This is a genomic window from Variovorax sp. LARHSF232 (assembly GCF_052871435.1).
In genome coordinates, this window is record NZ_JBIXJS010000012.1 from 49,595 (window position 1) to 74,333 (window position 24,739).

Annotated in this window: 23 protein-coding genes; 8 read left to right on the forward strand and 15 right to left on the reverse strand. The window is 66.2% G+C overall.

Annotation, left to right across the window (positions count from 1 at the left end; translation table 11 throughout):
• The first annotated feature begins 173 nt into the window (after positions 1-173).
• On the forward strand, positions 174-1,157 hold the full coding sequence (locus tag ACIPRI_RS23470) for an ABC transporter substrate-binding protein (RefSeq protein WP_446623908.1): 984 nt from the start codon (positions 174-176) through the stop codon (positions 1,155-1,157).
• Between the two features lie 161 nt (positions 1,158-1,318).
• Here the strand turns inward: ACIPRI_RS23470 and ACIPRI_RS23475 are convergent, their stop codons facing one another.
• The 4 genes from ACIPRI_RS23475 to ACIPRI_RS23490 form a co-directional block, all read right to left on the reverse strand.
• Entirely contained in the window at positions 1,319-1,942 is a 624-nt protein-coding gene (locus ACIPRI_RS23475) for a tyrosine-type recombinase/integrase (RefSeq protein ID WP_446623909.1), read from the reverse strand.
• Between the two features lie 422 nt (positions 1,943-2,364).
• The gene (locus tag ACIPRI_RS23480; RefSeq protein ID WP_446623910.1) at positions 2,365-3,918 is read right to left on the reverse strand and encodes a sialidase family protein; all 1,554 of its coding nucleotides are present in this window, start codon (positions 3,916-3,918) and stop codon (positions 2,365-2,367) included.
• A 256-nt stretch (positions 3,919-4,174) separates the two neighbouring features.
• On the reverse strand, positions 4,175-4,348 hold the full coding sequence (locus ACIPRI_RS23485; protein WP_446623911.1) for a hypothetical protein: 174 nt from the start codon (positions 4,346-4,348) through the stop codon (positions 4,175-4,177).
• 32 nt (positions 4,349-4,380) lie between these two features.
• Positions 4,381-5,097, reverse strand: coding sequence for a hypothetical protein (locus ACIPRI_RS23490; RefSeq protein WP_446623912.1), 717 nt, complete (start codon positions 5,095-5,097; stop codon positions 4,381-4,383).
• A 203-nt stretch (positions 5,098-5,300) separates the two neighbouring features.
• On the opposite strand from ACIPRI_RS23490, the gene ACIPRI_RS23495 reads away from it, so the two are divergent.
• The gene (locus ACIPRI_RS23495; protein ID WP_446623913.1) at positions 5,301-5,951 is read left to right on the forward strand and encodes an ABC transporter ATP-binding protein; all 651 of its coding nucleotides are present in this window, start codon (positions 5,301-5,303) and stop codon (positions 5,949-5,951) included.
• A 60-nt stretch (positions 5,952-6,011) separates the two neighbouring features.
• Here ACIPRI_RS23495 and ACIPRI_RS23500 read toward each other — a convergent pair whose 3' ends face one another.
• Together ACIPRI_RS23500 and ACIPRI_RS23505 are read right to left on the reverse strand one after the other, a co-directional pair.
• Positions 6,012-6,743 (reverse strand): MBL fold metallo-hydrolase, encoded by a 732-nt coding sequence (locus ACIPRI_RS23500; RefSeq protein WP_446623993.1) that lies wholly within the window; start codon positions 6,741-6,743, stop codon positions 6,012-6,014.
• A gap of 257 nt (positions 6,744-7,000) precedes the next feature.
• Positions 7,001-7,387 carry a cupin domain-containing protein gene (locus ACIPRI_RS23505; protein WP_446623914.1) on the reverse strand — a complete coding sequence of 129 codons (387 nt, stop codon included), beginning with the start codon at positions 7,385-7,387 and terminating at the stop codon, positions 7,001-7,003.
• A 122-nt stretch (positions 7,388-7,509) separates the two neighbouring features.
• On the opposite strand from ACIPRI_RS23505, the gene ACIPRI_RS23510 reads away from it, so the two are divergent.
• Together ACIPRI_RS23510 and ACIPRI_RS23515 are read left to right on the forward strand one after the other, a co-directional pair.
• Complete coding sequence (locus ACIPRI_RS23510) at positions 7,510-8,391, forward strand: LysR family transcriptional regulator (protein WP_446623915.1); 882 nt, start codon at positions 7,510-7,512, stop codon at positions 8,389-8,391.
• Positions 8,392-8,624: 233 nt separating this feature from the next.
• A complete protein-coding gene (locus tag ACIPRI_RS23515) occupies positions 8,625-9,104 on the forward strand; it encodes an SgcJ/EcaC family oxidoreductase (protein ID WP_446623916.1) in 480 nt (159 codons plus the stop codon).
• A gap of 284 nt (positions 9,105-9,388) precedes the next feature.
• On the opposite strand, the gene ACIPRI_RS23520 is transcribed toward ACIPRI_RS23515, so the two are convergent.
• The 3 genes from ACIPRI_RS23520 to ACIPRI_RS23530 all read right to left on the reverse strand — a co-directional run bounded on the left by ACIPRI_RS23520 (position 9,389) and on the right by ACIPRI_RS23530 (position 12,622).
• Positions 9,389-10,399 carry an ABC transporter substrate-binding protein gene (locus ACIPRI_RS23520; RefSeq protein WP_446623917.1) on the reverse strand — a complete coding sequence of 337 codons (1,011 nt, stop codon included), beginning with the start codon at positions 10,397-10,399 and terminating at the stop codon, positions 9,389-9,391.
• Positions 10,400-10,778: 379 nt separating this feature from the next.
• Positions 10,779-11,684, reverse strand: a complete 906-nt coding sequence (locus tag ACIPRI_RS23525; protein WP_446623918.1) for a hypothetical protein — start codon at positions 11,682-11,684, stop codon at positions 10,779-10,781.
• Between the two features lie 74 nt (positions 11,685-11,758).
• Positions 11,759-12,622 carry a LysR substrate-binding domain-containing protein gene (locus ACIPRI_RS23530; protein WP_446623919.1) on the reverse strand — a complete coding sequence of 288 codons (864 nt, stop codon included), beginning with the start codon at positions 12,620-12,622 and terminating at the stop codon, positions 11,759-11,761.
• 179 nt (positions 12,623-12,801) lie between these two features.
• Here ACIPRI_RS23530 and phnD point away from each other — a divergent pair, with 179 nt between their 5' ends.
• The 4 genes from phnD to psrA are packed head-to-tail and all read left to right on the forward strand — an operon-like array spanning position 12,802 to position 16,440.
• Complete coding sequence (phnD, locus tag ACIPRI_RS23535; protein WP_446623920.1) at positions 12,802-13,683, forward strand: phosphonate ABC transporter substrate-binding protein; 882 nt, start codon at positions 12,802-12,804, stop codon at positions 13,681-13,683.
• Positions 13,680-14,492 (forward strand): phosphonate ABC transporter ATP-binding protein, encoded by an 813-nt coding sequence (gene phnC / locus ACIPRI_RS23540; protein WP_446623921.1) that lies wholly within the window; start codon positions 13,680-13,682, stop codon positions 14,490-14,492. The genes phnD and phnC overlap by 4 nt, the downstream gene beginning before the upstream one ends.
• Before the next feature lie 2 nt (positions 14,493-14,494).
• A complete protein-coding gene (gene phnE / locus ACIPRI_RS23545) occupies positions 14,495-15,310 on the forward strand; it encodes a phosphonate ABC transporter, permease protein PhnE (protein ID WP_446623922.1) in 816 nt (271 codons plus the stop codon).
• Positions 15,311-15,354: 44 nt separating this feature from the next.
• The gene (gene psrA, locus ACIPRI_RS23550) at positions 15,355-16,440 is read left to right on the forward strand and encodes an iron-containing alcohol dehydrogenase PsrA (RefSeq protein ID WP_446623923.1); all 1,086 of its coding nucleotides are present in this window, start codon (positions 15,355-15,357) and stop codon (positions 16,438-16,440) included.
• Between the two features lie 7 nt (positions 16,441-16,447).
• On the opposite strand, the gene ACIPRI_RS23555 is transcribed toward psrA, so the two are convergent.
• The 6 genes from ACIPRI_RS23555 to ACIPRI_RS23580 form a co-directional block, all read right to left on the reverse strand.
• A complete protein-coding gene (locus tag ACIPRI_RS23555; protein ID WP_446623924.1) occupies positions 16,448-18,562 on the reverse strand; it encodes a copper-transporting P-type ATPase in 2,115 nt (704 codons plus the stop codon).
• Between the two features lie 91 nt (positions 18,563-18,653).
• Complete coding sequence (locus tag ACIPRI_RS23560; protein ID WP_446623925.1) at positions 18,654-19,094, reverse strand: MaoC family dehydratase; 441 nt, start codon at positions 19,092-19,094, stop codon at positions 18,654-18,656.
• A 28-nt stretch (positions 19,095-19,122) separates the two neighbouring features.
• Positions 19,123-20,424, reverse strand: a complete 1,302-nt coding sequence (boxA, locus tag ACIPRI_RS23565) for a benzoyl-CoA 2,3-epoxidase subunit BoxA (protein ID WP_446623926.1) — start codon at positions 20,422-20,424, stop codon at positions 19,123-19,125.
• 38 nt (positions 20,425-20,462) lie between these two features.
• Positions 20,463-21,890 carry a benzoyl-CoA 2,3-epoxidase subunit BoxB gene (gene boxB, locus ACIPRI_RS23570; RefSeq protein ID WP_446623927.1) on the reverse strand — a complete coding sequence of 476 codons (1,428 nt, stop codon included), beginning with the start codon at positions 21,888-21,890 and terminating at the stop codon, positions 20,463-20,465.
• A 20-nt stretch (positions 21,891-21,910) separates the two neighbouring features.
• The gene (gene boxC, locus ACIPRI_RS23575) at positions 21,911-23,593 is read right to left on the reverse strand and encodes a 2,3-epoxybenzoyl-CoA dihydrolase (protein ID WP_446623928.1); all 1,683 of its coding nucleotides are present in this window, start codon (positions 23,591-23,593) and stop codon (positions 21,911-21,913) included.
• Between the two features lie 107 nt (positions 23,594-23,700).
• A complete protein-coding gene (locus ACIPRI_RS23580; RefSeq protein WP_446623929.1) occupies positions 23,701-24,642 on the reverse strand; it encodes a helix-turn-helix transcriptional regulator in 942 nt (313 codons plus the stop codon).
• Positions 24,643-24,739 lie beyond the last annotated feature (97 nt).

Genomic DNA, 24,739 nt, shown 5'->3' on the forward strand with positions numbered 1-24,739 from the left:
GGGAACGTCTCAGTTCGGCCGAAGCAGTCGTTTAAAGCGTAGAGTATCCCTGCAACTCGTGCAGCAGTGGAAATGAGCCAGGTCGGACGCACACAGGTTCCCTTCATTGCCCCCAGGGCCCTCTGCATCACGATTCCGTAATCGCTGCTGCTGCGCGCCGATGAGGTGATCGAATGAGCACACGCCGAACGCTGATCTGCGCCATCGCAGTCGCGCTGCTCGCCGCAGGGCGCGCCGGCCGCGCCCAGACGCCCGGCAAGGTCTATCGCATCGGCTGGCTCAGCAGCGGTCCGTGGGCCGGCACGCAGCCGTTGGAAGTGTTCAACCAGGGCATGCGCGAGCTGGGCTGGGTCGAAGGCCGGCACTACATGATCGACAACCGCTATACCGAGGGCCGCAGCGAGCGGGTGCTCGCGCTTGCCGCCGATCTGGTACAGCGCAAGGTCGATCTGCTCGTCGGATCAGGATCGCCGCATACGGCGGCGCTGAAAAACGCGACGGCGACGATCCCCATCCTCTTCTACTATGTCGGCGACCCGGTCGGGTCGGGGTTCGTCGCGAGCTTGGCCCGGCCCGGCGGCAACGTCACTGGCCGGGGCGGACTGGGCCCCGGGGTGCACGCGAAGCAACTGGAGCTGCTCAGGGAAGTAGTCCCGAAAGCGTCGCGCATCGCGAACCTGTTCAATCCAGCGCTCTCGTTCCATGCAGCAATCGCTGCCGAAGTCGAGCCGGCGGCGCGCAGTCTCGGCGTCACGCTGCGACCGATCGAGCTGCGTTCGCCCGACGATATCGACGCCGCATTCGCGACGCTCGCACGTGAGCCGGTCGATGCGTTGCTGATCTTCGGTCAGGGATTCCTGTTCGCGCACGGCGCGCGGGTCGCGAAGCTGGCGATCGAGCAGCGGCTGCCGGCGATCATTCCGTTTCAGGAAGTCGCGCGCGACGGGGTTCTGATGTCCTACGGCTCGAACATCATCGACGACGTGCGCCGGCTGCCGTACTTCGCCGATCGCGTCCTTAAAGGCGCCAAGCCCGCGGAGCTGCCGGTCGAGCAGCCGAGCAAGTTCTACCTGACGATCAACCAGAAGACGGCGAAGGCGCTCGGACTCACGATCCCGCAAAGCGTGCTGCTGCGCGCCTACGAGGTGATCAAATGAAGTGCTGCGCCTTGCGAACATCGGGGTACTGGCGAAGGACCGCTTCTGGCTCTTGTGGATGACTCTTCCTGGCCGGGACCTCCAGTTCTCCCCGGCGCCACACAGCGGCCGTTCAGGCGGCCGCTCCGGCAGCATGTCGGGCGCGGCCGCGGTCGACTGCCTCAGATTTCTGTCTGCTCGGAGATCTCGAGAGCGTCATCGACTTCGATGCCGAGGTACCTCACCGTCGACGCCAGCTTGGAGTGTCCAAGGAGCAACTGCACGGCGCGGAGGTTCTTCGTGCGCCGGTAGATCAGCGTCGCCTTCGTCCTTCGCATCGAGTGTGTCCCGTAGTCGGCGCGGTCCAGCCCCAGTTCGTCGACCCAGTGCCCAAGGATCCTGGCGTACTGACGGGTACCGAGATGAGGCGAGTCGTGAAGCCGGCTGGGAAACAGGAAGTCTTCCGGCTTCAGCCTAGCGAGCTTGATCCACGCCTGCACGGCGTCTCGGGCGGCGGGCGCGATCTCGAACTGAACGGGGCGCTGGGTCTTGTGCTGGACGACGATGGCGCGTGCGCCCACCTGGTCTCCATGGCATATGTCGCGGACCTTGAGACCGACCAGGTCGCATCCGCGCAACTTGCTGTCGATGCCGAGGTTGAAGAGAGCCAGTTCGCGAACCCGGCCCTCCATCTGTAGCCGAACGCGCAGGGCCCATATGTCTTTGAGCTTGAACGGCGCCTTCTGCCCGACGAGCTTCCCCTTGTTCCACGGCTCGCGATGAACGGCATTGTCTGCGGTACCCATGATGGTCCGGCGGGTCGGCGCTGGGGGTCAGCTTTGGAGCGAACGGGCGAACTCACGGACTCGGCCATCAAGAGACATCCGTGTGCTCCGAAGGCGCCGCAGGCAACGATCGCTGCCTGCAGACATACGTCGACGTAGGGCGTGGGAACTTCTCCAGGGCGGACCTGCATCGTGGGCCGTGGGCGACAACACGAAAGCTGGTCGATCGTCAGCTCCGCAGCCCTGCAACGGATGCCATCCGCGCGCTCCAACGCGGAGGCCTTCATCGACACCCGGCGCTCGGCCTGTTCAGCGCCGCGAAGGACCTGTACGCGCAGATCGTCCATCTCTGCCGCGATGCCTGCGCCCGATCCACGACTCAGGTCCGCCGCAGCGACGCCCAATTCGCAAGCACCGCCCGAACCGTTCGCACACGGCCATCGTCAGGGCTGCCGGATGAAAACGATGCTCTGGCGGTCGTGGCTGTCGACGAACACGCCATTGTTGTTCTGCGGGAAGATGACCGGCAGACCTAGGTTGTTGGCAACGGTGAAGGCGGCGACGAAATCGGTGCCGACGGTCGAAAGCCCGACGTAGTCGCCGGGGAAGAAGCCGCGCTCTCCGGTGATGACCATCTGCCGCATGTCGAACGATTGCGGCGTGAGCCGCCGCTCGCCGAGGTAGTTCAGGTCGGCGTCGAACAGCGACAGCCACACGTCCGTGCTCAACGCCGGATCGCCGAGCACGTCGTTGCGCCAGTCGTAGAAGAGCACGCCGACCCGACCTTGCGCATCGACCGCAACGACCGGCAGGAACGCCTGCACGCTGGCGGGCGTCCCCTGGTTGACGCGCACCGGCGTCGACCACGTGGCGCCGCCGTCGCTCGAGCGCGCGACGACGATGCCGGCGCCCCCTTGGGTGTTGGCGTTGCCGTCCTGCCAGGTCATGTAGAGCTGGCCGGTCGTGCGGTTGACCGCGATGTTGGGGATCTCCTGCGCATCGCGGACGGGGATGCCGAGTTCCGGATCGACCGCGGTGATGCTCGCGAACGAGGCGACGCGCGCGTCGACGCGCGTCCAATGCTTGCCTTGGTCGACCGAGCGAAGGATCGCCTGCTCGAACGTGACGCGACCCGCGGCCCGATCGACGAGGATGCGGAAGAACGCGTTCACCAGCGTGCCGTTCGGCAGCACGACGATCTGCGCGCCTTGGCGAAACACGGCCTGCTGGGCAGGCGCCGCGTTGCCCATCGTGGCGATCGGGATCGCCGGCGACCACGTCTGCCCGCCGTCGGTCGAGCGCGCGAACACGAGCGACACGAACCCGGTGCGGAACACCGTCCACGTCGCGTACACGAGCCGCGAATCGAACGGATCGGCGGTGATCGCGTTCTTGTCGTGGAACACTGAGCGCCCGGGATCCTGCGCCGGGTTGCGCGCGATGACGACGGGCGGCGACCACGTCGCGCCGCCGTCGATCGAACGGGCGACGACCATCGCGTTCTCGTTAACCGAGTCTTGCACGACCAGTGCCATGTAGTGCGCGGTGCCGTTCGGGCTGAAGCTGATCCACGGATCGCTGCCGCGCTCGAAATCGCCGGCCGAGCGGGGTACCGCGCCGGAGCAGCGCGTGAACGGAATGACCACCTGCTGCCAGGTCGCGCCGCCATTGAACGTATACGCGGCGCCGAGGCTTTGTGCGCCGCCGGTGCTCCAGCGGTCCTGGTGCCAGCCGGCGATCATGTTGCTTGGATTGGTCGGGTTGACCGCGAGGTAGGGTTCAGACTCGCTGTTGCGATAGACGACGCCGAGCTGCGGCGCGCCGTTGCACGCGGTGACGGCGAGCGGGTTGTTCGGGTTGCCGCCGTCGGGGTTGAGGCTCAAGCCGCTGATCAGCACCTGCGCGCGCGCCGCATCGGGCGCGCCAGCGAGCACTAGGCCCAGCACCGCCGCGCCGAGGAACGCCGAACCGCGCGTAAACCGTGGAAGCTGTGACATGCCTTCCTCCTGCTGTATCGAAGGGGGCCACATCGTGCGCTCGCCTCGAAAGCGATGTCAAGGCATCGTGCTGCGTGGGCACGCGTGGAGCCAACAGCGTGCCCCCCCCTGCGGAACTCGGGTGGCAATGGCCGGTCTCGAAGTCAAGCAGGCGTTCGACTCGAAATTCGCTACCAGCAGCAATGGGTCGGGTGCGTGAGTAGGCCTACGGGAGCAGCCGTCATTTGGTCGAGGTGCGACACGAGGTGTTGCTCAGTCACCTCGTGAATGTCAGCAGCACCCTCAGCACCGGTCGGCCGCGGCGCACCAGGCCCAGCACCTCAATGATCGTGATGTGGCTGACACCGTGAACTCGGTGACCGCGATCGACGGACCGCTCCCGCTGCGAAACAGCCAGCCGACCGAGCCGAAGGCGAGACAGCAGTTTCATCCAAGGATCTGTCTGATGGTTCCGGCGGTCGCCTACGAGCGCTTGGCATGGGCAAGCAAGCCCTTTGCGGCTTCTATCCGCAAAGCCAGAGGCACCGATTCGTCGTTCATGACGCCTCTTAGGAAGCGCTCCGCGTCGGCGCCCCCTTGTTCGAAGGTGCGCACTTCGGGTGGGCCGGACAGCTTCAATTCAGCCAGCCCTTCCTCGATGACGCTAAGCCGGCTTAACGCGGCTTCGAAGGCAACTTGCCGCATGGGCCCAAGCGCGCGCAGAAGCGTTGCCTGGCCTTCGCCGTTGGGCGGAACGTCCAGCCACGGCGTATCGGCAAACACCGAGGCTAGATCGGGGGCGACGAACGCCGACCAGCGATCCGGGCCGGTCTCGAAGGGCGGCGCGGGCGGGAATTGCGCCGCGTCGGCGATCAGACGTACGTGTGTCGACCCGACGTCCGGCAGATACCGTGCACGCAGGCCCTGCAGGAAAAGCTCGCCGACACCCGGCGAAGTCGGCGATGCAAGGGAGAACCACAGCTGCAGTCCGTCGACGCCCGATACCGCGATGGCCGGGGGAGGAAGGCCGAGATCCGATTGCACGCCCGTCCAGACCGAAGAAAGCTGGGTCCAGCCCGCGGGTGCCCTCAGCTCCAGCACCAAGGCACGAACGCCCTGGGCAGCCGCCGGGGCAGCGCCTTGCGCGGCGCTCGCACCAAGTCCGTACAGGCGATCGAGTTCGAACTGCAATGGGTTCATGCCGAGCATGCTAGTCGACCAGCCTCGCCCGATGTTCGGGAGTGAAGCAGGTCGAAGCGGCCCAGGCGCATGCAAAGGTAGTAGCAGCTGCTGCAGGCTCTGCCGCCTGTAGCGGGAGCGCGCCTTCATAACTCCTATCTCACGGGGCGATTGCGCGTGCTAGCGGCAACGGTGTTCGTGCGGGGATGCGGTAGGGTTCGGGCATGAACTCAGCGGCATCCGCGCCCATTCTTGTCGTCAAAGACTTGTGCTTCGCCTATCCAGGTCAGCCGCCGCTCCTATCCGGATGGAGCGCGTCCATCAGGGCGGGGCTCACCCAGCTGTACGGTGACGACGGCAGCGGAAAGTCAACGCTTCTTCGATTGATTGCAGGCAGGTTGACTGCAAAGGGTCAACTGAGCCTTGCGGGTGCGAGCAGCAACGTAGACCCCAAGTCCTATCAGCGAAGCGTGTTCTTCGTGGACCCGGTGACAGGCGAGTTCGACGAGGTCACCGCGACTGAGTGCACTTCAATGCTCCGGGCCGGCGATGCCGGCTTCGATGAAGCCAGGTGGGAAAGCTGTGTTGAGGGATTCTCTTTGGCCCCGCATCTTGCCAAGCCGATGTACATGCTCTCGACCGGTTCGAAGCGCAAGGTTTGGCTCGCGGCTGCGCTCGCTTCAGGACGCGCATTGACCTTGCTTGATGAGCCCACAGCCGCGCTTGACAACGCGTCTATCCGCTTCCTGTGGCGTGCGCTTGCCGACGTAGCTGGGTCCAACGGCCGTGCCATCGTTGTGGCAAGCGCAGCGCAGCTGGACGCAGTTCCGCTTTCAGCTTCGATTGAACTTCCGCTACTTGCATCACGACCTTAGGTCTGCTCTCGCGACTGCATGCGGCCAAGACCGGGCCTTCGCTGCGGCCGTGCGCCTGACTCAACGCTGCGCGGACAACGCGACTGAAAGCTGGCGCAACAGTGACGCGCCGTTGCCCTGCCATGCGCTGCCGTGCATGCAGGCGAGCGTGCGGGGTTCCTGCTGCGCAAGCCCGGCCAGCAATGCGGCCGTTTGCGGTGCATGCGCGTAGTAGTCCATCTGGTTTCGGAAGGCCTCGCTGGGGCCCAGGATGTCGGCATCGGTGAGCGCCTTCTCGCTGTTGCCCGGCTGCGTGAAGAGGTCGCCGCAGAAGAATGTGTGCGTGCGCGTGTCCATCATCAGCCCGCATTCCCAGCCATGCGGAAGATGGGGCGTGTCGAACCAGCGCATCGTGTGGTTGCCAAGCGGGAGCTCCTCGCCGTCGGCCAGCGCGCGCGGTGGACGGTCCGCCAGGTCACTCATCGAGACCATGGCTGCAATGCTGCCGCACAACGGCACTGCTTGGGGCGCTGCTGCGAGAAACAAGTTCAATGCGCCGCACTCGTCCGCCTCGACATGGGACAACCCGATGTAGCGGAGGCGCTCGACCGGCATCACACTCGCGATGGCTTCGCTCACCAGCGGGAAAAGCTGGCGCGGCCCGGAGTGGAACAACAGCGGCTCGTCGTCGACCACAAGGTACTGGTTGAAGCTGAACAGGCTGCCGTCGGGCAGCGGTACTGGCGTATTGATGCGGAATATGCCCGTCGCAATTTCCTGCACGTTGGTGCCCGACTGTGAATTTGTGGTCATGCGTGTCTCCTGCGCGTTACGGAGCGACGACCAGATACGTCGCCAGAGCGCCACGGTACTCCAGTTTGACAATCCGGCGCCAGAGGGAGCTGTGCCCTGAATGATGGCGTGCGGGGGAACCGGGGTCTTCAGCAGAATGCGGCGCCAGGAAGCGGAAGTTCGTCGCCGGCTTGCAATCGAAGGGATCGTCGTACAACGGGGCTACAGCTGGTCTGAAGTTGCGGCCCCTACCGTTTGGCCCGCGGGCCGAGCGTTCCCTACCAGGGTAGCGGGACTGGATGCCCCTCGGGGTCGAACACGGCAACCGGAGCGCTCGGGAACACGCCGGTGATTTCCATCGGCTCATCCCCGGTATTGAAGATCTGGTGCTGCACGTCGCGCGGAAGCAGCACGCTGCTGTTCGGGCCGAAGCGATGCACTCGACCATCGAGATGCACCTCGCCCTGGCCCGCGTGACAGAGCACCACTTCCTCGGTGTCGTGGTGATGCGGCGGTGTGGCGGCACCGGGCGCCAGCGTCTGCCTCCATATCGACAATTGGCTGAGCCCGTGCTCGTGGCCCGCGAGAGTCCGGTGAGCGATGCCGGGCAGTTCGGCGAGCGGCAGGCGCGAATGCTCGAGCACGGTGCAGGAAAAGGCGTTCATGGTGGTGGCTCCTTGTGTGGGCTGGTTGGCGCACTCAGTGTCCGAAACGGCGAGCCCGATGTGAATGCGGAGCAATGCCATAACATTGAGGACAGTGGTGCTTCAATCGGATGGAATCGCTCATGCAGGGACTTCAGCAATTCCTCGCCTTCACCGAGACCGCGAAGCACGGCAGCTTCGCCGCGGCCGCGCGCGAATCGGGCAGCGCTCCCTCCACCCTTGCCAAAGCGGTGATGCGGCTCGAGCAATCGCTCGGGGTCAAGCTGTTTCACCGGACCACGCGACAGGTCACGTTAACTCCCGACGGCGAGCGGCTCTACCACCGCTGCCAGCGCGTGCTGGCCGAAATCGAGGACCTACACGCCGATGCCGCCGGGACACGTGCTGCAGTGACAGGCACCCTGCGCGTCGACATGCCGATCGTCTTCGGCCGTCGCGTGATCCTGCCGCTGTTGGCGCGACTGAAGCAGCAGCATCCGGGGCTGGAGCTGGACCTGCGGCTGCAGGACGGCTATGTCGACCTGATCAAGGACGGCATCGACCTCGCGATCCGCGTCGGCGCACTCCAGGATTCGTCGCTGGTGGCGCGCCGCTTCGCGAGCCAGACCCTGCTGCTGGTCGCGAGCCCGGCATATTTGGAGCAGCAGGGCAATCCGAGTTCCCTGAGGGCCTTGGCGCAGCACCGCGCGATCGTGTTTCGCATGCCCACGAGCGGGCGCGACCGGCCCTGGCAGTTCGTGCAGCGAGGCCATGCGGTGACGATGCACCCGCGCAGCGAACTGCGTCTGAACGACGGCGAGGCCATGGTCCATACGGCCCTGCTCGGCCTCGGATTGGCGCAACTTCCCAACTACATGGTGATGGACGAACTCGGTGACGGCCGGCTCGTCGAAGTCCTGCCTTCGCTGCGACCCGGTGCGATGCCGATCAGCGCTGTCTATCCTTCACAGCGGCTGCTGCCGCCGCGCGTGAGGGTCGCGCTGGAGGCGCTAAGCACCCTGTGACCGAGGCGTTGGAGCGGCGGTAGCTCGGGCAGAATCCGGGCTATAAGCAGACCTCCGAGGTCATCTCTCCAGCTTCTCGACCTGACTCATTCTGGAGGGGGCGTTCATCCAGGGTCGCTAGCCGGAGGATCGGAGGCACCTTGCCGACTTGCCCATTTTGGGGGTATATCGGCATGCGTTAGGCATCCACCCTATGTTGGTACGGTCGAGTTGCAGACCGGAAAGGAGCGTCCGTGAAGAAAGCTGCCGTGTTTTCGCTTTTGGCCGCGGGCACCCTGCTCGGGGGTTGCGCCTCGAATCCACTGGGTTCCACATCTGCAAGAACTGAAACCTGCAAGGCAACCAGCGAGCAGGAGGTTGCCGCGCTGTTTGACCGCTGGAACCAGTCATTGCAAACCGGCGACCCGCGCAAGGTGGTTGCAAACTACGCGGATAAATCCGTTTTGCTTGCCACTGTATCCAACACACCGCGTCTCAATGCGGCGCAAAAGCAAGACTACTTCGAGCACTTTCTTCAAGACAAGCCGTTCGGTCGCATCGACTCCAGAACCATAGAGCTCGGTTGCACCACGGCCGTGGATGCTGGTCTGTATACCTTTACCTTTGCCAAGACGGGCGCTGTCGTCAAGGCGCGGTACACGTACACCTACAAATGGGACGGTAGTCGGTGGCTGATCACTAGCCATCATTCTTCGGCTATGCCGGAGAAGTAAATGCTGGTAGAAGCACCGCGCTGCGCGCGTGCAGGGCTCGCCAGTAGTGAAAGTAGCGTCGGTTGCGCAGATTGACCCCGGCCGCGACGCCCGCTTTGGGCCACGGCGTACACAGCCGGTATGGGGCCCCGAGCCGACATTCAAAGCCGTAAATTCGCTGCCTGACAGCAGCCGTTCAGCCGTAACGCGCAAGCTCAGCGGCCATGGGCGAGCTGCGCGAGCCCGTGGTCCGCTGGAGCGTGAAGTTCGAAGCCAGCATGGTCCCCGCTGGCCTTGTGGGGAGCCTACCGCAGCACGTCGTTCGCGCGCCAGAGCAGCGACGGCGGGATCGTCAGCCCGATCGCCTTCGCGGCCTGGACGTTGACCACCAGGTCGAACCTCGTCGGCTGCTCCACGGGGAGGTCGGCCGGCTTGGCCCCCTTCAAGATCTTGTCGACGAAGACGGCCGCACGCCGCCACATGTCAATGACGTCCGCACCGTAGGACATCAGCCCGCCAGCGTCGACATACCATCGCCATCCGTAGATGGCGGGGAGCCGGTGGCGGACAGCCAGTTCAGCGATCTTCGCCGCGTTCTGATCCATGAGCGCGCTCGGCTGCACGAGGAGCGCGCCAGCCCCCGCTTCACTCGCCGCTTTGAGCGCGACCTCGATCTTTCCGGCGAACTTCCGGATGTCGAAGGAGACCACCGCCCAGTCCCGCTGGCGAGCAGCCGATTGAGCCTGCTCCCAGGCCCCCTCGCCAGCCGCCGCCAGCCGATCCCAGAGGATCGCAACCGGCGCCGGACCTGGAGCCAGCTCCTTGAGGAGCTCGAGCCGCTTTCCGGTCGTCTCCGTCAGCTGAAGGCTCAACCCGGTGAAGTTCCCGCCCGGCCGTGCGAGGCTCGGGACGAGCCCCTGCGTCACGGGGGCCGCAGCGGCAACCATCACGACGGGAATCGTCGACGTCGCCTGCTTGAGCGCAGGCAGCGCGGGTCCGGGGCCGACGATCACGTCGACCTTGAGACCGACGAGTTCGGCAGCGAGGTTGGGGAACCGTTCGACCTTGCCCTCGGCCGCACGGGTCTCGGTGACGAAGTGCTCCCCATAGACGTAGCCGAGCTCACGCAGTCCACTGAGGAGCGCACCTACGAAGGGACTCTTGGGCCGGGGCCCGGCCAGCTCGGAGGCCGTGTGAAACGAAGTACCCAGGATCCCGACCCGGTAGAGCTTCCGTCCCGGTTGGCCACAGACAATGCCGGGGCCCGCAAGAGCTCCGAACGCCAGGCTACCGATGAAAGAACGTCGGTCCATCATGCGACAGAATAGATCCTTCCGCAGGGCCGAACGTTTGAGTTCACCCGAGTGCGGAAGCAGGCGAAGCCCGCTGACAGCGTGTGAAGCAGCTCGGAGGCCCCAGCATATACGGCACTGACATCGGCCGAGATTAGCACCGTCAAGGCCTCAAGATGGCTCTCCGCGAGGATGGCGTCGTCGAGTCTAGTGTCGGCCGGCGGTGCTCACTTCACCTTTCGTTTCCCGATACCTGCCACTCGTCACCGGCCGCTCGTGGCCGACTGCGGGCCGGCCGGAGCATGCCATATCGCCTCCCCAGTCCCTGAGGGCTGCACCGGGCGCGGTCAGCAATTTTGACTAAGGCGCAAGAATCTTGCCTTTCCAAACGGCCGAGGTCGCCTCAGGCGGCTTGCACGGCAACGAGCCAGAGCTGCGCGCCTTGCTGCGGCGTTGCGGTCCAGGTCACGTTGTAGCTGCCGGCTGCGCCCACCTGCCGGACGGCGACGGCGCACTGCACCAGCGAGCCCGATTCGAGTATCGAATCGATCACCGTGAAGCCGTTGTCGGCGACGGCCGTCTTGTTCTCCTCGACGCCTGCATCACCCCACCACCATGCGACGAGCACGGCGGGACCGGTGGTGGTGACGCTGGCGCTGGTCAGGGGCTGGCCCGACAGCACCTCGCGCCACTGCACGTCGCGCACGAGGCCGCCACCGGTGACCTCGACGACGCTCATGGTCGTTTCATCGGTGATGATGGGTTTCACCACGCTGACCACGTGACCGGCCATGCCCTGGGCCTTCTCGCAGGCAAACAAGGCCGTGCCTGACTTTGGCCAAAGGGCGTAGGTGTGGGACACGCCGAGCTGGACGAAGACATTGCCCGCGCTGTCCGTCGGGATGTCGGCAGAAAACAAACCCCGCCCGACGCAGGCCAGCAGGGTGCTTCCGCTCGTGCTCGTGGACAGGCCGGAAGCGACCAGCGCCGGGGTCGACACTTCATCACGGTTGAAGCTGAGCGCGTGGGCGCCGAGGGCCGGCGCCGTTCCGGGTGCGGGTGGAGGTGGGGGCGGTGGTGACGAAGGATCTGCCGGCATCGCGGGATCAGCACCAGGCGCCGGGGCAGGGCCGGGTACAGCGCCAGTCGCAGCGGCCGATGTGGTCTGGCCGCCGGAGCCTCCGCCACAGGCGATGAACGTCGCGCTGCCGGACGCCACGCTGACCGCCGCAACGGCCCAGATACGGTGCAACAGCTCGCGCCGCTCCTTCTTCGGCCCAGTTTCCGCAGTGTCGGAGGGTTCGTTCATGAGGCACCTCGTTCTCTTCGGCCCCTGATTGTGGAACAAGGCGGTCTGCGAACCAAGGTCGCTGGGCGCCCAATTCAGCCCTCCATCCCGATCGCCTCGAAGAAGGTCCGGATCATCCGCATCTCGCGGCGCTCCGCCAGGCACACGACATGCGCAAAGGTGCGCACCTGCGCATCGCTGATGCGCACCGCGTGCAATCCGGGTCCCGGCACGTACTCGACCTCGGACACGGCCGCCACGCCCACGCCCTGCACCACGGCCTCGCGAATGATCTCGCGGCTGGCCACTTCCATCACCACCTGTGGTTCCACCTTGGCGGCCTTGAGCGCCGATTCGATCGCCTTGCGGGTGGTGGAGCCGGGCTCGCGCAGGATCAGCCGCTCGCCCTGCAGCTCGGCGGTGCGAATGCTGCGCCGGCGCGCGAAGCGGTGCGTTGCCGAGCAGAAGATCACCACCGGGTGTTCGCTGTAGGGCACCGAGACAAAGCGCTTGTCCTTGAACACCTGCGCCAGCACCCCCACGTCGGCGCTGTAGTCGAGCAGGCGGTCGAGCACGTCCTGCGAGTTGCCGGTGCTGACGGTGACCTGCACGCCGGGGTAGCGCTGGTTGAAGGCCACCAGCATCTTCGTCACGTGCGACGGCCCCACTGCCGCCACGCGCAGGTGGCCCGAGCGCAGCTCGCCGGCGTCGCGCAGCAACTGCACCGCCTCGGTCTCCAGCCCGAAGATCTGGCGCGACAGCTGCAGCAGGCGCTCGCCGATCTCGGTCGGGCGCACGCGCCGCCCGGTGCGATGGAAAAGCTCGACCTGGTAGAGGTCTTCGAGCTGGCGGACCTGCGTGGTGACCGTGGGCTGGCTCACGTGCAAGGCCTGCGCCGCGCGGGTAAAGCTGCCGCTCGTGGCCACCGCATGGAAGGACCGTAACTGTGTCAGGCGCATGACGAAAACGCTCCGTGTTATCCCGGTCGAAATATAGAGTGAATCAATACATCGGTGCAGATATTTGGATTTGCCAAATAGCAACCCGGGTAGGAAAGTGCGGCCAGGCGTCACGGGCTTTTTGCGGCCGGCGACGAACATCGAGGCCGACTTTCATATCTCTCCAGGAGACAGACACCATGAACTTCACCAGGCGATCCCTCCTAGCCTCCGCCCCGGCGCTGCTGAGCGCGCCGTGGGTCGCCCTGACGCCGGGCGCCGCACAGGCGGCCGACGTGCTGACGGTGGGGCTCATTCCTTCCGAAGACTCGCGTGCCATGATCGCCAACAGCCAGGTGATGATGGACATGCTGTCCAAGGCGCTCGGCATGCCGGTCAAGCCCTTCGTGGCGGCCGACTACAACGGCGTGATCGAGGCCCTGCGCTCCAAGCGCCTCGACGTCGCCTACCTCGGTCCCTTCTCCTACGTGCTGGGCACCACGGTGGCCGACATCGAGGCCTTTGCCGTGGCCGAGACCAAGAAGGCCGGGCGCACCTCCTACCACTCGCTCATCGTGGCGCGCAAGGACAGCGGCATCACGACCGTGGCCGACCTGAAAGGCAAGACCTTCGCCTTCGTGGACCCGAGCTCCACTTCGGGCCACCTGTTCCCGAAGGCCGGCCTCATCAAGGCCGGCTTCAACCCGGACAAGGACTTCGGCCGCGTCATCTTCTCGGGCTCGCACGATTCCAACGCGGTGGCGGTGCAGAACAAGAAGATCGACGCGGTGGCCATTGCCGATCGCATCCTCGACGCGGCCATCGCCAAGGGCCTGGCCAAGCGCGAAGACCTGGTCGTGGTGTGGACCTCCGACCCGATTCCCGAGTCGCCCACCGTGTGGCGCAAGGACCTCGACCCGGCCCTGAAGAAGCGCGTGCAGGCTGCCTTCCTTGAAGTGAAGGACATCCCCTGGTCCGACCAGGGCCTGCTCAACGGTTTCCACCCGACCAACGACGCCGCCTACAGCATCATTCGTGAGACGGCCAAAACCCTCAACCTCGACCTGAGGAAGATGAAGTGATCAAGATCCGTGGCCTGATCAAGCGCTACGGCGAGTTCGAGGCGCTCAAGGGCATCGACCTCGACGTCGCCCCCGGCGAATTCCTCGTCGTGCTCGGCCCCTCGGGCGCCGGCAAGTCGACGCTGCTTCGCTGCATCAACCGGCTGGCCGAGCCGACCAGCGGAGACATCTTCATCGACGGGCAGCGCGTCGCCGGCGACTCGGCCAGCCTGCGCAAGCTGCGCTGCCAGGTGGCGATGATCTTCCAGCACTACAACGTGGTGCCGCGCCTGTCGGTGCAGAAGAACGTGCTGACAGGGCGCCTGGGCGCGATGCCTTCGCTGCTGTCGTGGCTGCAGGTCTTTCCGTGCAAGGACATCGCGATTGCCCGCGAGTGCCTGCGCCGTGTGGAGCTGGAAGACAAGGCGGAACTGCGCACCGACACGCTCTCGGGCGGCCAGAAGCAGCGCGTGGGCATTGCGCGCGCGCTGGCCCAGCAGCCCAAGATCATCCTGGCGGACGAGCCGGTGGCCAGTCTCGACCCGAAGACATCGCGCACCGTGCTCAGCTACCTGAAGCAGGCCAGCCGCGAGCTTGGCATCACGGTGGTGTGCAACCTGCACCAGATCGACTACGCGCGCGAGTTCGGCGAACGCATCGTCGGCGTGTCGGCCGGGCGGGTCGTGTTCGAAGGCCGGCCTGACGAGTTGAGCGATGCCGCGCTGCAGCGCATCTATCCGGGGCTGGACGAGGGCGATGCCCGACGCAGTTCGCCATCGGCCGGCATGGCCGAACCGGCGCTGCATCAATTTGCACTCGAGGAGGCGTGACCATGAATTTCGGACCCTATTCGTTGCTGGTCGCGCGGCCCAGTGGCCCGCTCGGCTGGTGGCCGCGCATCGGCATCGGCGCCGCGCTCATCGCGGTGCTTTGGTGGGCAGCCCGGGGCAGCCAGGTCAGCTTCAGCGAGCTGCGCAAGGGGCTGCCGTGGATCGGCGACTTCCTGTCGCGCATGGTGCCGCCCAACCTGGGCTTTCTCGACAAACTCATCGTGCCCGCCATCGAGACCGTGCAGATCGCGATCTGGGGCACGCTGCTGGCCATCGTGCTGGCCGTGCCGGTGTGCTTCTTCGCGGCGCGCAACCTCACGCCCAACATGGCGGTGTTCCACTTCACGCGCCAGATCTTCAACGTCACCCGCGGCATCAACGAAATCATCCTGGCGCTGGTGTTCGTGGCGGCCGTGGGCCTTGGGCCCTTTCCCGGGGTGTTGGCGCTGGCGGTGCATGGCGCGGGCATGCTGGGCAAGTTCTTTTCCGAGTCGATCGAGGAGATCGACCAGGGCCCGATCGAGGCCTTGCGCGCCACCGGTGCCGGGCCGGTGCAGATCATCATTTTCGGCGTGCTGCCGCAGGTGATCACGGCCTGGATCGCGGTCATTCTCTACCGCTTCGAAACCAACCTGCGCCAGGCCACCGTGCTCGGCATGGTGGGCGCCGGCGGCATCGGCTTCGAGCTGGTGGGCAGCATGAAGCTGTTCCAGTACCAGGACACCGCCACCTGCATCCTGGTGATCATTGCGATGGTGATGGCGGCCGACTACGCCTCCACCCGGCTGCGCGCCTGGATCCAGAAGGGGAGCCGCTGATGAGCACCACCCGCGTCGTGGCGCCACCGCGCTAGAGGTCCGCCATGTCTCACGAGTACTTCAACCCCGTTCGCAGCATCTACGGGGCAGGGGCCCTGTCGTCCCTGCCGAAACTGGTGGGCGAGCGCCGCGCCCTGCTGGTGACCTTTCCGGAGGCGCACATGCTCGGCCTGGTGGGCCGCATCCTCGGGCTGCTGGGCGACCGGCTGGACGGCGTGATCGACGACATCCGGCCGAACCCCGACGTGGCCGAGCTGCACGCGCAGTACGAGGCCTTCTGGCACACGCAGCGCGACGTCGAGGTGATCGTCGCGGTCGGCGGCGGCAGCGCCATCGACACCGCCAAGGCGCTGATGGTCGGCACGGAAAGCGGCCGCTTCGACGACCTGGTGACGGCCCTGGCGAGCGGCAAGCCCTTTGTGCCGGCGCGGGTGAAGACGCTGATCGCCGTGCCAACGACGGCCGGCACCGGCAGCGAAGTCACGCCCTGGGCCACGCTCTGGGACCGCGGGCGGCAACTCAAGCATTCGCTGCACCTGAAGGAAACCTGGCCCACGGTGGCGCTGATCGATCCAGAGCTGATGCTGTCGCTGCCAGCGCCCGTCACGCTGCAAAGCGGCCTGGATGCGCTGTCGCATGCGCTGGAGTCGATCTGGAACGTGAATGCGAATCCGGTGTCCGACACCTTCGCGGTCGCCGCCGTGCACGAGATCCTGGATGCCTTGCCGCGGCTGATCGAGCGGCCCGGCGACCTGGCGCTGCGCGGGCGGATGGCGCTGGCGGCGCTGAAGGCCGGCATGGCCTTCTCCAACACCCGCACCGCGCTCGCGCATTCGATCTCCTACGAGATGACCTTGCGCTACGGCCTCCCGCACGGCATTGCCTGCTCTTTCCCGCTGCCGATGGTGCTGGAGCGTGCCATCGGCCGGCGGACGGACCGGGACGGCGTGCTGGAGCGCGCACTGGGCCGGCTGGACGACGCGCCGCGGCGGCTGGCGGCCTTCATCGAGTCGCTGGGCGTGAAGACCCGCTTTGCCGACTACGGCGTGAGCGACGAGCAGGCGCAACAGATGATCGCGCACGCGCTGACCGGCCCCCGCGGCAGGAACTTCATCGGCGCTGGTTGCTAATGGGTGGTCAATCCACCTTCACCGCGCGCAGCCGAAGCGAGTTGGCGATGACGCTCACCGACGACAGCGCCATCGCCGCGGCCGCAACGACGGGCGAGAGCAGCAGGCCGAGGAAGGGGTAGAGCACGCCGGCTGCCAGCGGGATGCCGGCCACGTTGTAGGCGAAGCTCAGGAAGAGGTTCTGCCGGATGTTGCGCATGACGGCGCGAGACAGGGTCCTGGCGCGGACGATGCCCATGAGGTCGCCCTTGAGCAGCGTGATGCCCGCGCTTTCCATCGCGACGTCGGTGCCGGTTCCCATCGCGATGCCGACGTCAGCCGCGCTCAGGGCAGGCGCATCGTTGACGCCGTCGCCGCCCATGGCGACGATGCGGCCCTCGTCGCGCAAGCGCTTGACCACGGCGGCCTTGTCTTCGGGGAACACCTCGGACACCACGTCGTCGATGCCCAGCTCCCGGCCGACCGCCTCGGCGGTGGTCTTGCCATCGCCCGTGAGCATCACGATGCGGATGCCGGCGGCCTTCAGGCTCGCAAGCGCCTGCGGCGTCGTGGCCTTGATGGGGTCGGCAATGGCGACGAAGCCGGCCAACTGGCCGCCCACGCCGACGAAGATGACCGTGGCTGCCTTCGAGCGTTGTTCTTCCGCCGACGCATCCAGGCTCGAGACCTCGATGCCATGCTCGGCCAGGAACTTGCTGCTGCCCGACACCACCTGGGCGCCGTCCACGGTGCCGACCACACCCTTTCCGACCGGCGAGTCGAAATCGCTGACCGGCGACAACGCGAGCTTGCGCTCCAGCGCGTCATTCACGATGGCCAGGGCCAGGGGGTGCTCGCTGGCCCGCTCCACGCTGGCGAGCTTCGTCAGGACGTCCTCGCGGCCAAATCCGTTGGCGGGCTCGATGTGCACGACCCTCGGCCGGCCCTCGGTGAGCGTGCCGGTCTTGTCGAGCACCAGCGTATCGACCTTCTCCATGCGCTCGAGCGCCTCTGCGTCGCGGATGAGCACGCCGTGCAGTGCGCCCTTGCCGACACCCACCATGATGGACATCGGCGTGGCCAGGCCCAGCGCACAGGGGCAGGCGATGATGAGCACGGCCACGGCAGCGATGAGCGCGTAGCTGAACGCCGGCGAGGGACCCCAGGCGAGCCACGCCACGAAGGTCAGCGCGGCCACGAGGATGACGACCGGCACGAACCAGCCCGCCACCTGGTCGGCCATGCGCTGGATGGGTGCGCGGCTGCGCTGCGCCGCCGCGACCATGTGGACGATTTGCGAGAGCAGGGTGTCCGCGCCCACCTTCTCGGCGCGCATCACGAAGCCGCCCGTCTGGTTCAGCGTGCCCGCGGTCAGCTTGGAGCCGGCCGCCTTGGCCACCGGAATCGGTTCGCCTGTCACCATCGACTCGTCGACGTTGCCTTTGCCCTCGGTGAGTTCGCCGTCGACCGGCACCTTCTCGCCCGGCCGCACGCGCAGCAGGTCCCCGACCTGGATGGCGTCGACCTGCACCGTCTCGTCGGAGCCGTCGGCCTTGACCTTGGCCGCCGTTTTCGGCGCCAGGCCGAGCAGCGCCTTGATGGCCCCCGAGGTCTTTTCGCGCGCACGCAACTCGAGCACCTGGCCCAGCAGCACGAGGACCGTGATGACCGCGGCGGCTTCGAAATAGACCGCCACCGCGCCGTCTTGCGTGTGAAGCGCGGCAGGGAAAAGACCCGGCGCCAGCGTGCCGACGATGCTGTAGAGCCACGCCGCGCCCGTCCCCAGCGCAATGAGCGAAAACATGTTCAGGCTGCGGTGCTCCACGGACGCGGCCGCGCGGGTGAAGAAGGGCCACCCAGCCCACAGAACGACCGGCGTCGCGAAAAGGAGCTGCACCCAGTTCGAGTTTTGCTGGGCGATGAGATGGTGGATGTTGAACAGGTGTCCACCCATCTCCAGTACGAAGACCGGCAGGGTCAGCGCGGCGCCGATCCACATGCGCCGGGTCATGTCGCGCAGCTCGGGGCTCTCGCCCATCTCGGCCGTCGCCACCACGGGCTCCAGCGCCATGCCGCAGATGGGGCAATGGCCCGGCCCCATCTGGCGCACCTGCGGGTGCATCGGGCAGGTGTACTCTTGCATGGTGCCTTCTTTCCTGTTCGCTCTTGTGGCGTAGTTTCGACCCTTCCATGATGGGAAGGTCAAGGGGCGCGTTGCTCGCGCGCCTCACGCCTCAATGGTCATTGAGGCGAAACAGGCTCGTCGCCACCAGGTCCAGCACCACCGCGTCGTGCTGGTTGAACAGCACCCACTGCCATTCCAGGATCCCCAGGGTCTTCTTGCTGTCCGACCGGCGCGCGGACAGCACCTCGGCCCGAAGGCGCAGCGCATCCCCAGGCCTCACCGGATTGGGCCACTTCACATAACGAAGCCCAGGCGATGCAAAGGACTCCGATCCGGCCAGCGCCGCGTCGGCGACCAGCCGCATCGCAATCGCGCAGGTTTGCCAGCCGCTGGCAATCAGCCCGCCGAACAGTCCTTCCGCCGCCGCATCGGGATCGGTGTGGAACCACTGCGGGTCATAGCGCGTTGCAAAGGCCAGGATCTCTTCTTCGCCAAGTACATACGGGCCGGCCTCGATGACCTGCCCGGGATGGAACTCGGCGAATTTCACGAGGACTCGTTTTTTTGCGGATTAGGGACTAGTACGTCTCGAGATGCAGACGCCCCTCGCGCTTGAGCGCGGCGCCCACCTGGTCCCAGTCCAGCCCGGCATCCACGGCCACATCGCGCAGCGCCAGCACCACGCCTTCTTCCATGCTCTTCAGGCCGCACACATAGAAGTGGCTCTGGCCGTCCTTGAGCAGCGCGACCAGGTCGGCCGCGCGCTCGCGCATGGCGTCCTGCACGTAGCGCTTGGGCTGGCTCGGCGTGCGCGAGAAGGCGAAGTTGATGTCGATGAAATCCTTGGGCAAGGTTTGCAGCGGGCCGAAGTAGGGCAGCTCCTGCTGGGTGCGCGCGCCGAAGAACAGCATCAGCTTGCCGCCCTCGAACTTGCCGCTCTTGCGCAGGCGCCGGCGCCATTCGGTCATGGCGCGCATGGGCGCGCTGCCGGTGCCGGTGCAGATCATCACGATGTGCGACTTCGGGTGGTTGGGCATCAGGAAGCTCGAGCCGAAGGGCCCGATCACCTGCACCTTGTCGCCCACCTGCAGGTCGCACACGTAGTTGGACGCCACGCCCTTCACCGGACGGCCCTGGTGGTCGGAGGTGACGCGCTTCACCGTCAGCGAGATGTTGTTGTAGCCCGGCCGCTCGCCGTTGCGCGGGCTGGCAATGGAGTACTGGCGCGCGAAGTGCGGCTTGCCGTTGCTGTCCACGCCGGGCGGGATGATGCCGATCGACTGGCCTTCCAGCACCGGGAAGGGCATGGCGCCCATGTCCAGCACGATGTGGTGGGTCTGGTTCTCGAAGCCAGTCTCGGTGCAGTTGAAGTTGCCCACCACGGTGGCCGTGGTCGGGCTCTTGGGCGGGTAGAGGTTGGTGTAGGCGTGCGCGGCCGACCAGGGTGGGGTGGTGGCGCCGTACTGGGCGGAGTTGAAGGCCACCGTGCCGGGCTCGGGCTCGGTGATCTGCTCGTTCGCGCTGGCCGTGCTGGCCGCCTGGGCCTGTTGCGGCGGCAGCTCGACCGGTGCGCCGGCGCCTTCGGCTTCCAGCTGCTCCTGCGTCAGTTCGGCTGGCAGTTCGTCCCAGGTCAACTGCTCTTCGATGGAATAGGCCTTGGCCACCGGCATGGTGCGCCAGTTGTCGATGCTGCCGGTGGGGCAGGGCGAGATGCAGGCCATGCAGCTGTTGCACACATCGGCGCGCACCACGTAGTTGCGGTCGTCGTGCGTGATGGCGTTGACGGGGCAGGTGGCCTCGCAGGTGTTGCAGCGGATGCAGATCTCGGGGTCGATCAAGTGCTGCTTGATCACCCTCACGTTGACGACGGCCATGTCCATGTTTGTCTCCTTGGGCCTCCCTGAAGCGCGCGGTTCGATCAGCCGAAGCGGATGTATTCGAAGTCCACGGGCTGGCGGTTGATGCCCATCACCGGCGGCGCGATCCAGCCGGCGAACTTGCCCGGCTCGACCACGCGGCCCATCAACGATGCCACGAAGGCAAAGTCTTCGGGCGTGGGCAGCCATTCAGCCTTCTTGGCAGTCCATTCCGCCTCGTTCACCACGCGGCCTTCGGGCGACATCTTGATGCCGGCCAGCGCGCCGATCTGGCGGTTGAAGGCTTTATGCGGCACCACCAGGCGGGTCGGGATGCTGGCCTTTTCCAGCACCTTGTTCCAGCGGCCGACGCCGGCCACCGAATCCTTGATGAAGTCGTCGCGCAGCACCTCGTTCAGGGCGTTGAGCATCGGTACTTCTTTCTCGACCAGCTGGCCGTTCTGCACTTCCAGCACCTTGTAGGTGTTGCCCTTCAGGATGTGGTCGTCGTCGCGCTTGCCTTCTTCATAGCGGCCCTTCAGGCCCGAGCTGTAGAAGATGGCGGCGTTGCTCGACTGGTCGGCGCCGAACAGGTCGATGGTCACGCTGTAATGGAAGTTCAGGTAGCGCTGGATCGTGCCAAGGTCGATGGCACCGGCCGCGCGAATCTTCTGCGGATCGTCGGTCTTCAGCTCGTTCATCACCTGCGCGGTGCGCGCCAGCACACGCGACACGCCCGATTCGCCCACGAACATGTGGTGGGCCTCTTCGGTCAGCATGAACTTGGTGGTGCGTGCCAGCGGATCGAAGGCGGATTCCGCCAACGCCGACAGCTGGAACTTGCCGTCGCGGTCGGTGAAGTAGGTGAACATGAAGAAGGCCAGCCAGTCCGGCGTCTTCTCGTTGAAGGCGCCCAGGATGCGCGGGTTGTTCTCATCGCCCGAGGTGCGCTGCAACAGCGCCTCGGCCTCTTCGCGGCCGTCGCGGCCGAAGTGCTTGTGCAGGAGATACACCATGGCCCACAGATGCCGGCCTTCTTCCACGTTGATCTGGAACAGGTTGCGCATGTCGTACATGCTGGGCGCCGTCAGGCCCAGGTGGCGCTGCTGCTCCACCGATGCGGGCTCGGTGTCGCCCTGCGTCACGATGATGCGGCGCAGGTTGGCGCGGTGCTCGCCAGGCACGTCTTGCCAGGCCTTCTCGCCCTTGTGGTCGCCGAAGTGGATCTCGCGGTTGGCATCGCCCGGGTTCAGGAAGATGCCCCAGCGGTAGTCGCGCATCTTCACGTGGCCGAACTGGGCCCAGCCCTGCGGATCGACGCTGACGGCCGTGCGCAGGTACACGTCGTAATTGGTTGAGCCATCGGGGCCGACGTCGTCCCACCAGTTGATGAAGTTCGGCTGCCAGCCTTCCAGCGCCCGCTGCAGGGTGCGGTCTTCGCCGAGGTTGACGTTGTTGGGGATCTTCTCGCTGTAGTTGATCGAGCTCATCGTGATTCCTCGGTGGTTGTTCAGACGCGGTTCAAGTCGAAGCCGGCCTTCTGGCCGGTGCCATAGACCTTGAGGGCACCCTTCTCGCCGACGGCGTTGGGGCGGTTGAAGATCCAGTTCTGCCAGGCCGTGAGGCGCCCGAAGATGCGGGTGGCCATGTTTTCCTTCGATGCAAAGCGCAGGTTGGCTTCCAGGCCGGTGAGGGCGTCGGGCGACATGGCGGCGCGCTCCTCGATGGCGATGCGGATCTCGTCTTCCCAGTCGATGTCGTCCGGCGCAGCGGTGACCAGGCCGAGGGCCAGGGCGGCGTCGGCATCGAGGGCCTTGCCGATGGCGCCGCGGGCGGCTTCCAACGGCTCCACTTCCTCGTAGAAGCGGCGCTGCAGCCGGCTCTGGTCATTCACCATCGGGAAGAAGCCGAAGTTCATCTCGCTGAGCGTGAGCTTCGGCGCGCGCTCGGGCGCGTCGGGCAGGGCCAGCATGTAGGCGCGGTCGGCGGCAAAGGCCAGTTCGGCCAGGGTGCCGGCAAAGCAGGAACCGGCTTCGATCAGCGCAAACAAGCTGCGCGAAGAAACATCCAGGCGCGCCAGCGTGCGGCGCAGGGCGCCGATGGTTTCGCGCACCAGCCAGTGGTCCTTGTGGGCCAGCATCGTTGCGTCGCTGGCCAGCACGGCCTGGGCATCGCCCTCGGTCTTGAGCAGCCAGGTGCCGATGTCCAGCTCGTTGGTGCGCAGATTGAGGATGGCGTCGTCCAGCTGGCGGCACAGCGCGAGCGGCCACCAGGCCGCGCCGGCGGCCTCGATGCCGGCGATGTCGGTGGGCTGCGTGCCGGTGGGCGCCTTCAAGGTCAGCGTGGCGGTGCGGCGGGCGCGGTCGATCTGCACGCTGACGTGTTCGTAGCGCAGGCTGTCGGCGCCGTCTTCGCGCTCGATGCGGGTGAGCTGTACGCCCTTGCCGTTGGCGGGACGGTCGCTCTTGCCGCCGAGCTGGGCAGCACGCTCCTGCACGGCAGCGCCGAACTGCGCCGGCTTGGCGATCGCATCCACCAGGCGCCAGTCCACGGCGCGCTGGCCCCTGACGCCTTCCACGCTGGTGCAGAAGATGTCGGCCAGGTCATGGCGCACATGGCGCTTGTCGGTCACGCGGGTCAGGCCGCCGGTGCCGGGCAGCACGCCCAGCAGGGGCACCTCGGGCAGCGAGACGGAAGAGGAGCGGTCGTCCACCAGCAGGATCTCGTCGCACGCCAGGGCCAGCTCGTAGCCACCGCCGGCGCAGGCGCCGTTCACGGCCGCCAGGAACTTCAGGCCCGAGTGCCTGGATGAATCCTCGATGCCGTTGCGCGTCTCGTTGGTGAACTTGCAGAAGTTGACCTTCCAGGCGTGGCTGGAGACGCCCAGCATGAAGATGTTGGCGCCCGAGCAGAAGATGCGGTCCTTGCCGCTGGTGACGACCACCGAGCGCACTTGCGGATGCTCGAAGCGCACGCGGTTGAGCGCGTCGGCGAGCTCGATGTCCACGCCCAGGTCGTAGCTGTTGAGCTTGAGCTTGTAGCCCGGCCGGATGCCGGCGTCTTCCGCGATGTCGAGCGACAGACGGGCCACGCTGCCTTCGACATTCAGTTTCCAGTGGCGGTACTGCGCCGGTTCGACGCGGTAGTCGACGCGGGCGACCGCATGGGGGGTTGACGCGCTGCTTTCAGTCATGGCCGGGTCTCCTGATGAGAAAAATAATGCAATCGCTGCTGCGATGAATATGCATCATTATGCATGTTGATGCCGGCGTCAACTCTTCAGAGTGTTCTTTTACAAATTCAGGCAGCGGTGCCGGCGCGGGCCATGTTCTCGCGCACGCTGCTGCGCAGCAGCTCGAAGCTGGCGGGCAGGTCGCGGCCCGAGGTGTCGACCGTGATGTCGGCTTTCGAATAGAAGGCGGCGCGACCGTTCAGGATGCGGCGCAGGTCGTCCATGGCTTCCCGGCTGGCGGCCATCGGGCGGGTGTCGCCCTGGGCCCGCACCCGGCCCATGTGCTCTTCGGGCGCGGCCTGCAGCCAGACGGTGGTGCAGTGGGCCAGCAGCTCGTTGAAGGTGGCCGGGTCCGAGACGATGCCGCCCGGCGTGGCGATCACCACCTCGCCGTAGATCTGCACGGTTTCTTCCAGCGCGCGGCGCTCGTAGCGGCGGTAGGCGTTGGTGCCGTACAGATCATGGATCTCGCGCACGCTGCAGCCGGCGAACTTCTCGATCTCGCGGGAGAGCTCGACAAAGGGCACGTCCAGGTCGTCGGCCAGCATCTGGCCCAGGGTGGACTTGCCGGCGCCGCGCAAGCCGATCAGGGCAATGCGGCGGGCGCGCGCCGGGTCGTTGGCGGCGGTGCCCAGCAGCTCGCCGATGGCGACGCGGGCGCGCCGCAGGTCGGCCTCGCCGCGGCCCTCGAGCAGCTCGCGGATCAGGAGCCATTCGGGCGAGCTGGTGGTGACGTCGCCCACCAGCTCGGCCAGCGAGCATTGCAGGGCGCCGGCCACCTGCTGCAGCACCAGGATGGAGGCATTGCCGATGCCGTATTCCAGGTTGGCCAGGTGGCGCTCGGACACGGCCGCCGCCTGCGCCACCGCCTTGCGCGTCAGGCCGCGGCGCGCGCGAAGGTTGCGCACCCGGTCGCCCAGCGTCACCAGCAAAGGGTTCTTGGCGTCGTCGGGCAGCTCGCTGCCCTCGGTCGGGGCAGTGAGCAGCGCGTCGTCGGTTCTTTCATTCATGGGCGCTTTCGTTGGACCCGAGTCTGGGTTGATGGCTCCGGGTTGATCGGGGTTAACACCGATCATGCACTATATTGCTTGACACTCTGGATGTCGA

Coding starts and splice junctions, on each gene's coding strand:
- ACIPRI_RS23470 (WP_446623908.1), top strand. CDS start 174: ATGAGCACACGCCGAACGCTGATCTGCGCCATCGCAGTCGCGCTGCTC.
- ACIPRI_RS23475 (WP_446623909.1), bottom strand. CDS start 1,942: ATGGGTACCGCAGACAATGCCGTTCATCGCGAGCCGTGGAACAAGGGG.
- ACIPRI_RS23480 (WP_446623910.1), bottom strand. CDS start 3,918: ATGTCACAGCTTCCACGGTTTACGCGCGGTTCGGCGTTCCTCGGCGCG.
- ACIPRI_RS23485 (WP_446623911.1), bottom strand. CDS start 4,348: ATGAAACTGCTGTCTCGCCTTCGGCTCGGTCGGCTGGCTGTTTCGCAG.
- ACIPRI_RS23490 (WP_446623912.1), bottom strand. CDS start 5,097: ATGAACCCATTGCAGTTCGAACTCGATCGCCTGTACGGACTTGGTGCG.
- ACIPRI_RS23495 (WP_446623913.1), top strand. CDS start 5,301: ATGAACTCAGCGGCATCCGCGCCCATTCTTGTCGTCAAAGACTTGTGC.
- ACIPRI_RS23500 (WP_446623993.1), bottom strand. CDS start 6,743: ATGACCACAAATTCACAGTCGGGCACCAACGTGCAGGAAATTGCGACG.
- ACIPRI_RS23505 (WP_446623914.1), bottom strand. CDS start 7,387: ATGAACGCCTTTTCCTGCACCGTGCTCGAGCATTCGCGCCTGCCGCTC.
- ACIPRI_RS23510 (WP_446623915.1), top strand. CDS start 7,510: ATGCAGGGACTTCAGCAATTCCTCGCCTTCACCGAGACCGCGAAGCAC.
- ACIPRI_RS23520 (WP_446623917.1), bottom strand. CDS start 10,399: ATGATGGACCGACGTTCTTTCATCGGTAGCCTGGCGTTCGGAGCTCTT.
- ACIPRI_RS23525 (WP_446623918.1), bottom strand. CDS start 11,684: ATGAACGAACCCTCCGACACTGCGGAAACTGGGCCGAAGAAGGAGCGG.
- ACIPRI_RS23530 (WP_446623919.1), bottom strand. CDS start 12,622: ATGCGCCTGACACAGTTACGGTCCTTCCATGCGGTGGCCACGAGCGGC.
- phnD (WP_446623920.1), top strand. CDS start 12,802: ATGAACTTCACCAGGCGATCCCTCCTAGCCTCCGCCCCGGCGCTGCTG.
- phnE (WP_446623922.1), top strand. CDS start 14,495: ATGAATTTCGGACCCTATTCGTTGCTGGTCGCGCGGCCCAGTGGCCCG.
- psrA (WP_446623923.1), top strand. CDS start 15,355: ATGTCTCACGAGTACTTCAACCCCGTTCGCAGCATCTACGGGGCAGGG.
- ACIPRI_RS23555 (WP_446623924.1), bottom strand. CDS start 18,562: ATGCAAGAGTACACCTGCCCGATGCACCCGCAGGTGCGCCAGATGGGG.
- boxA (WP_446623926.1), bottom strand. CDS start 20,424: ATGGACATGGCCGTCGTCAACGTGAGGGTGATCAAGCAGCACTTGATC.
- boxB (WP_446623927.1), bottom strand. CDS start 21,890: ATGAGCTCGATCAACTACAGCGAGAAGATCCCCAACAACGTCAACCTC.
- boxC (WP_446623928.1), bottom strand. CDS start 23,593: ATGACTGAAAGCAGCGCGTCAACCCCCCATGCGGTCGCCCGCGTCGAC.
- ACIPRI_RS23580 (WP_446623929.1), bottom strand. CDS start 24,642: ATGAATGAAAGAACCGACGACGCGCTGCTCACTGCCCCGACCGAGGGC.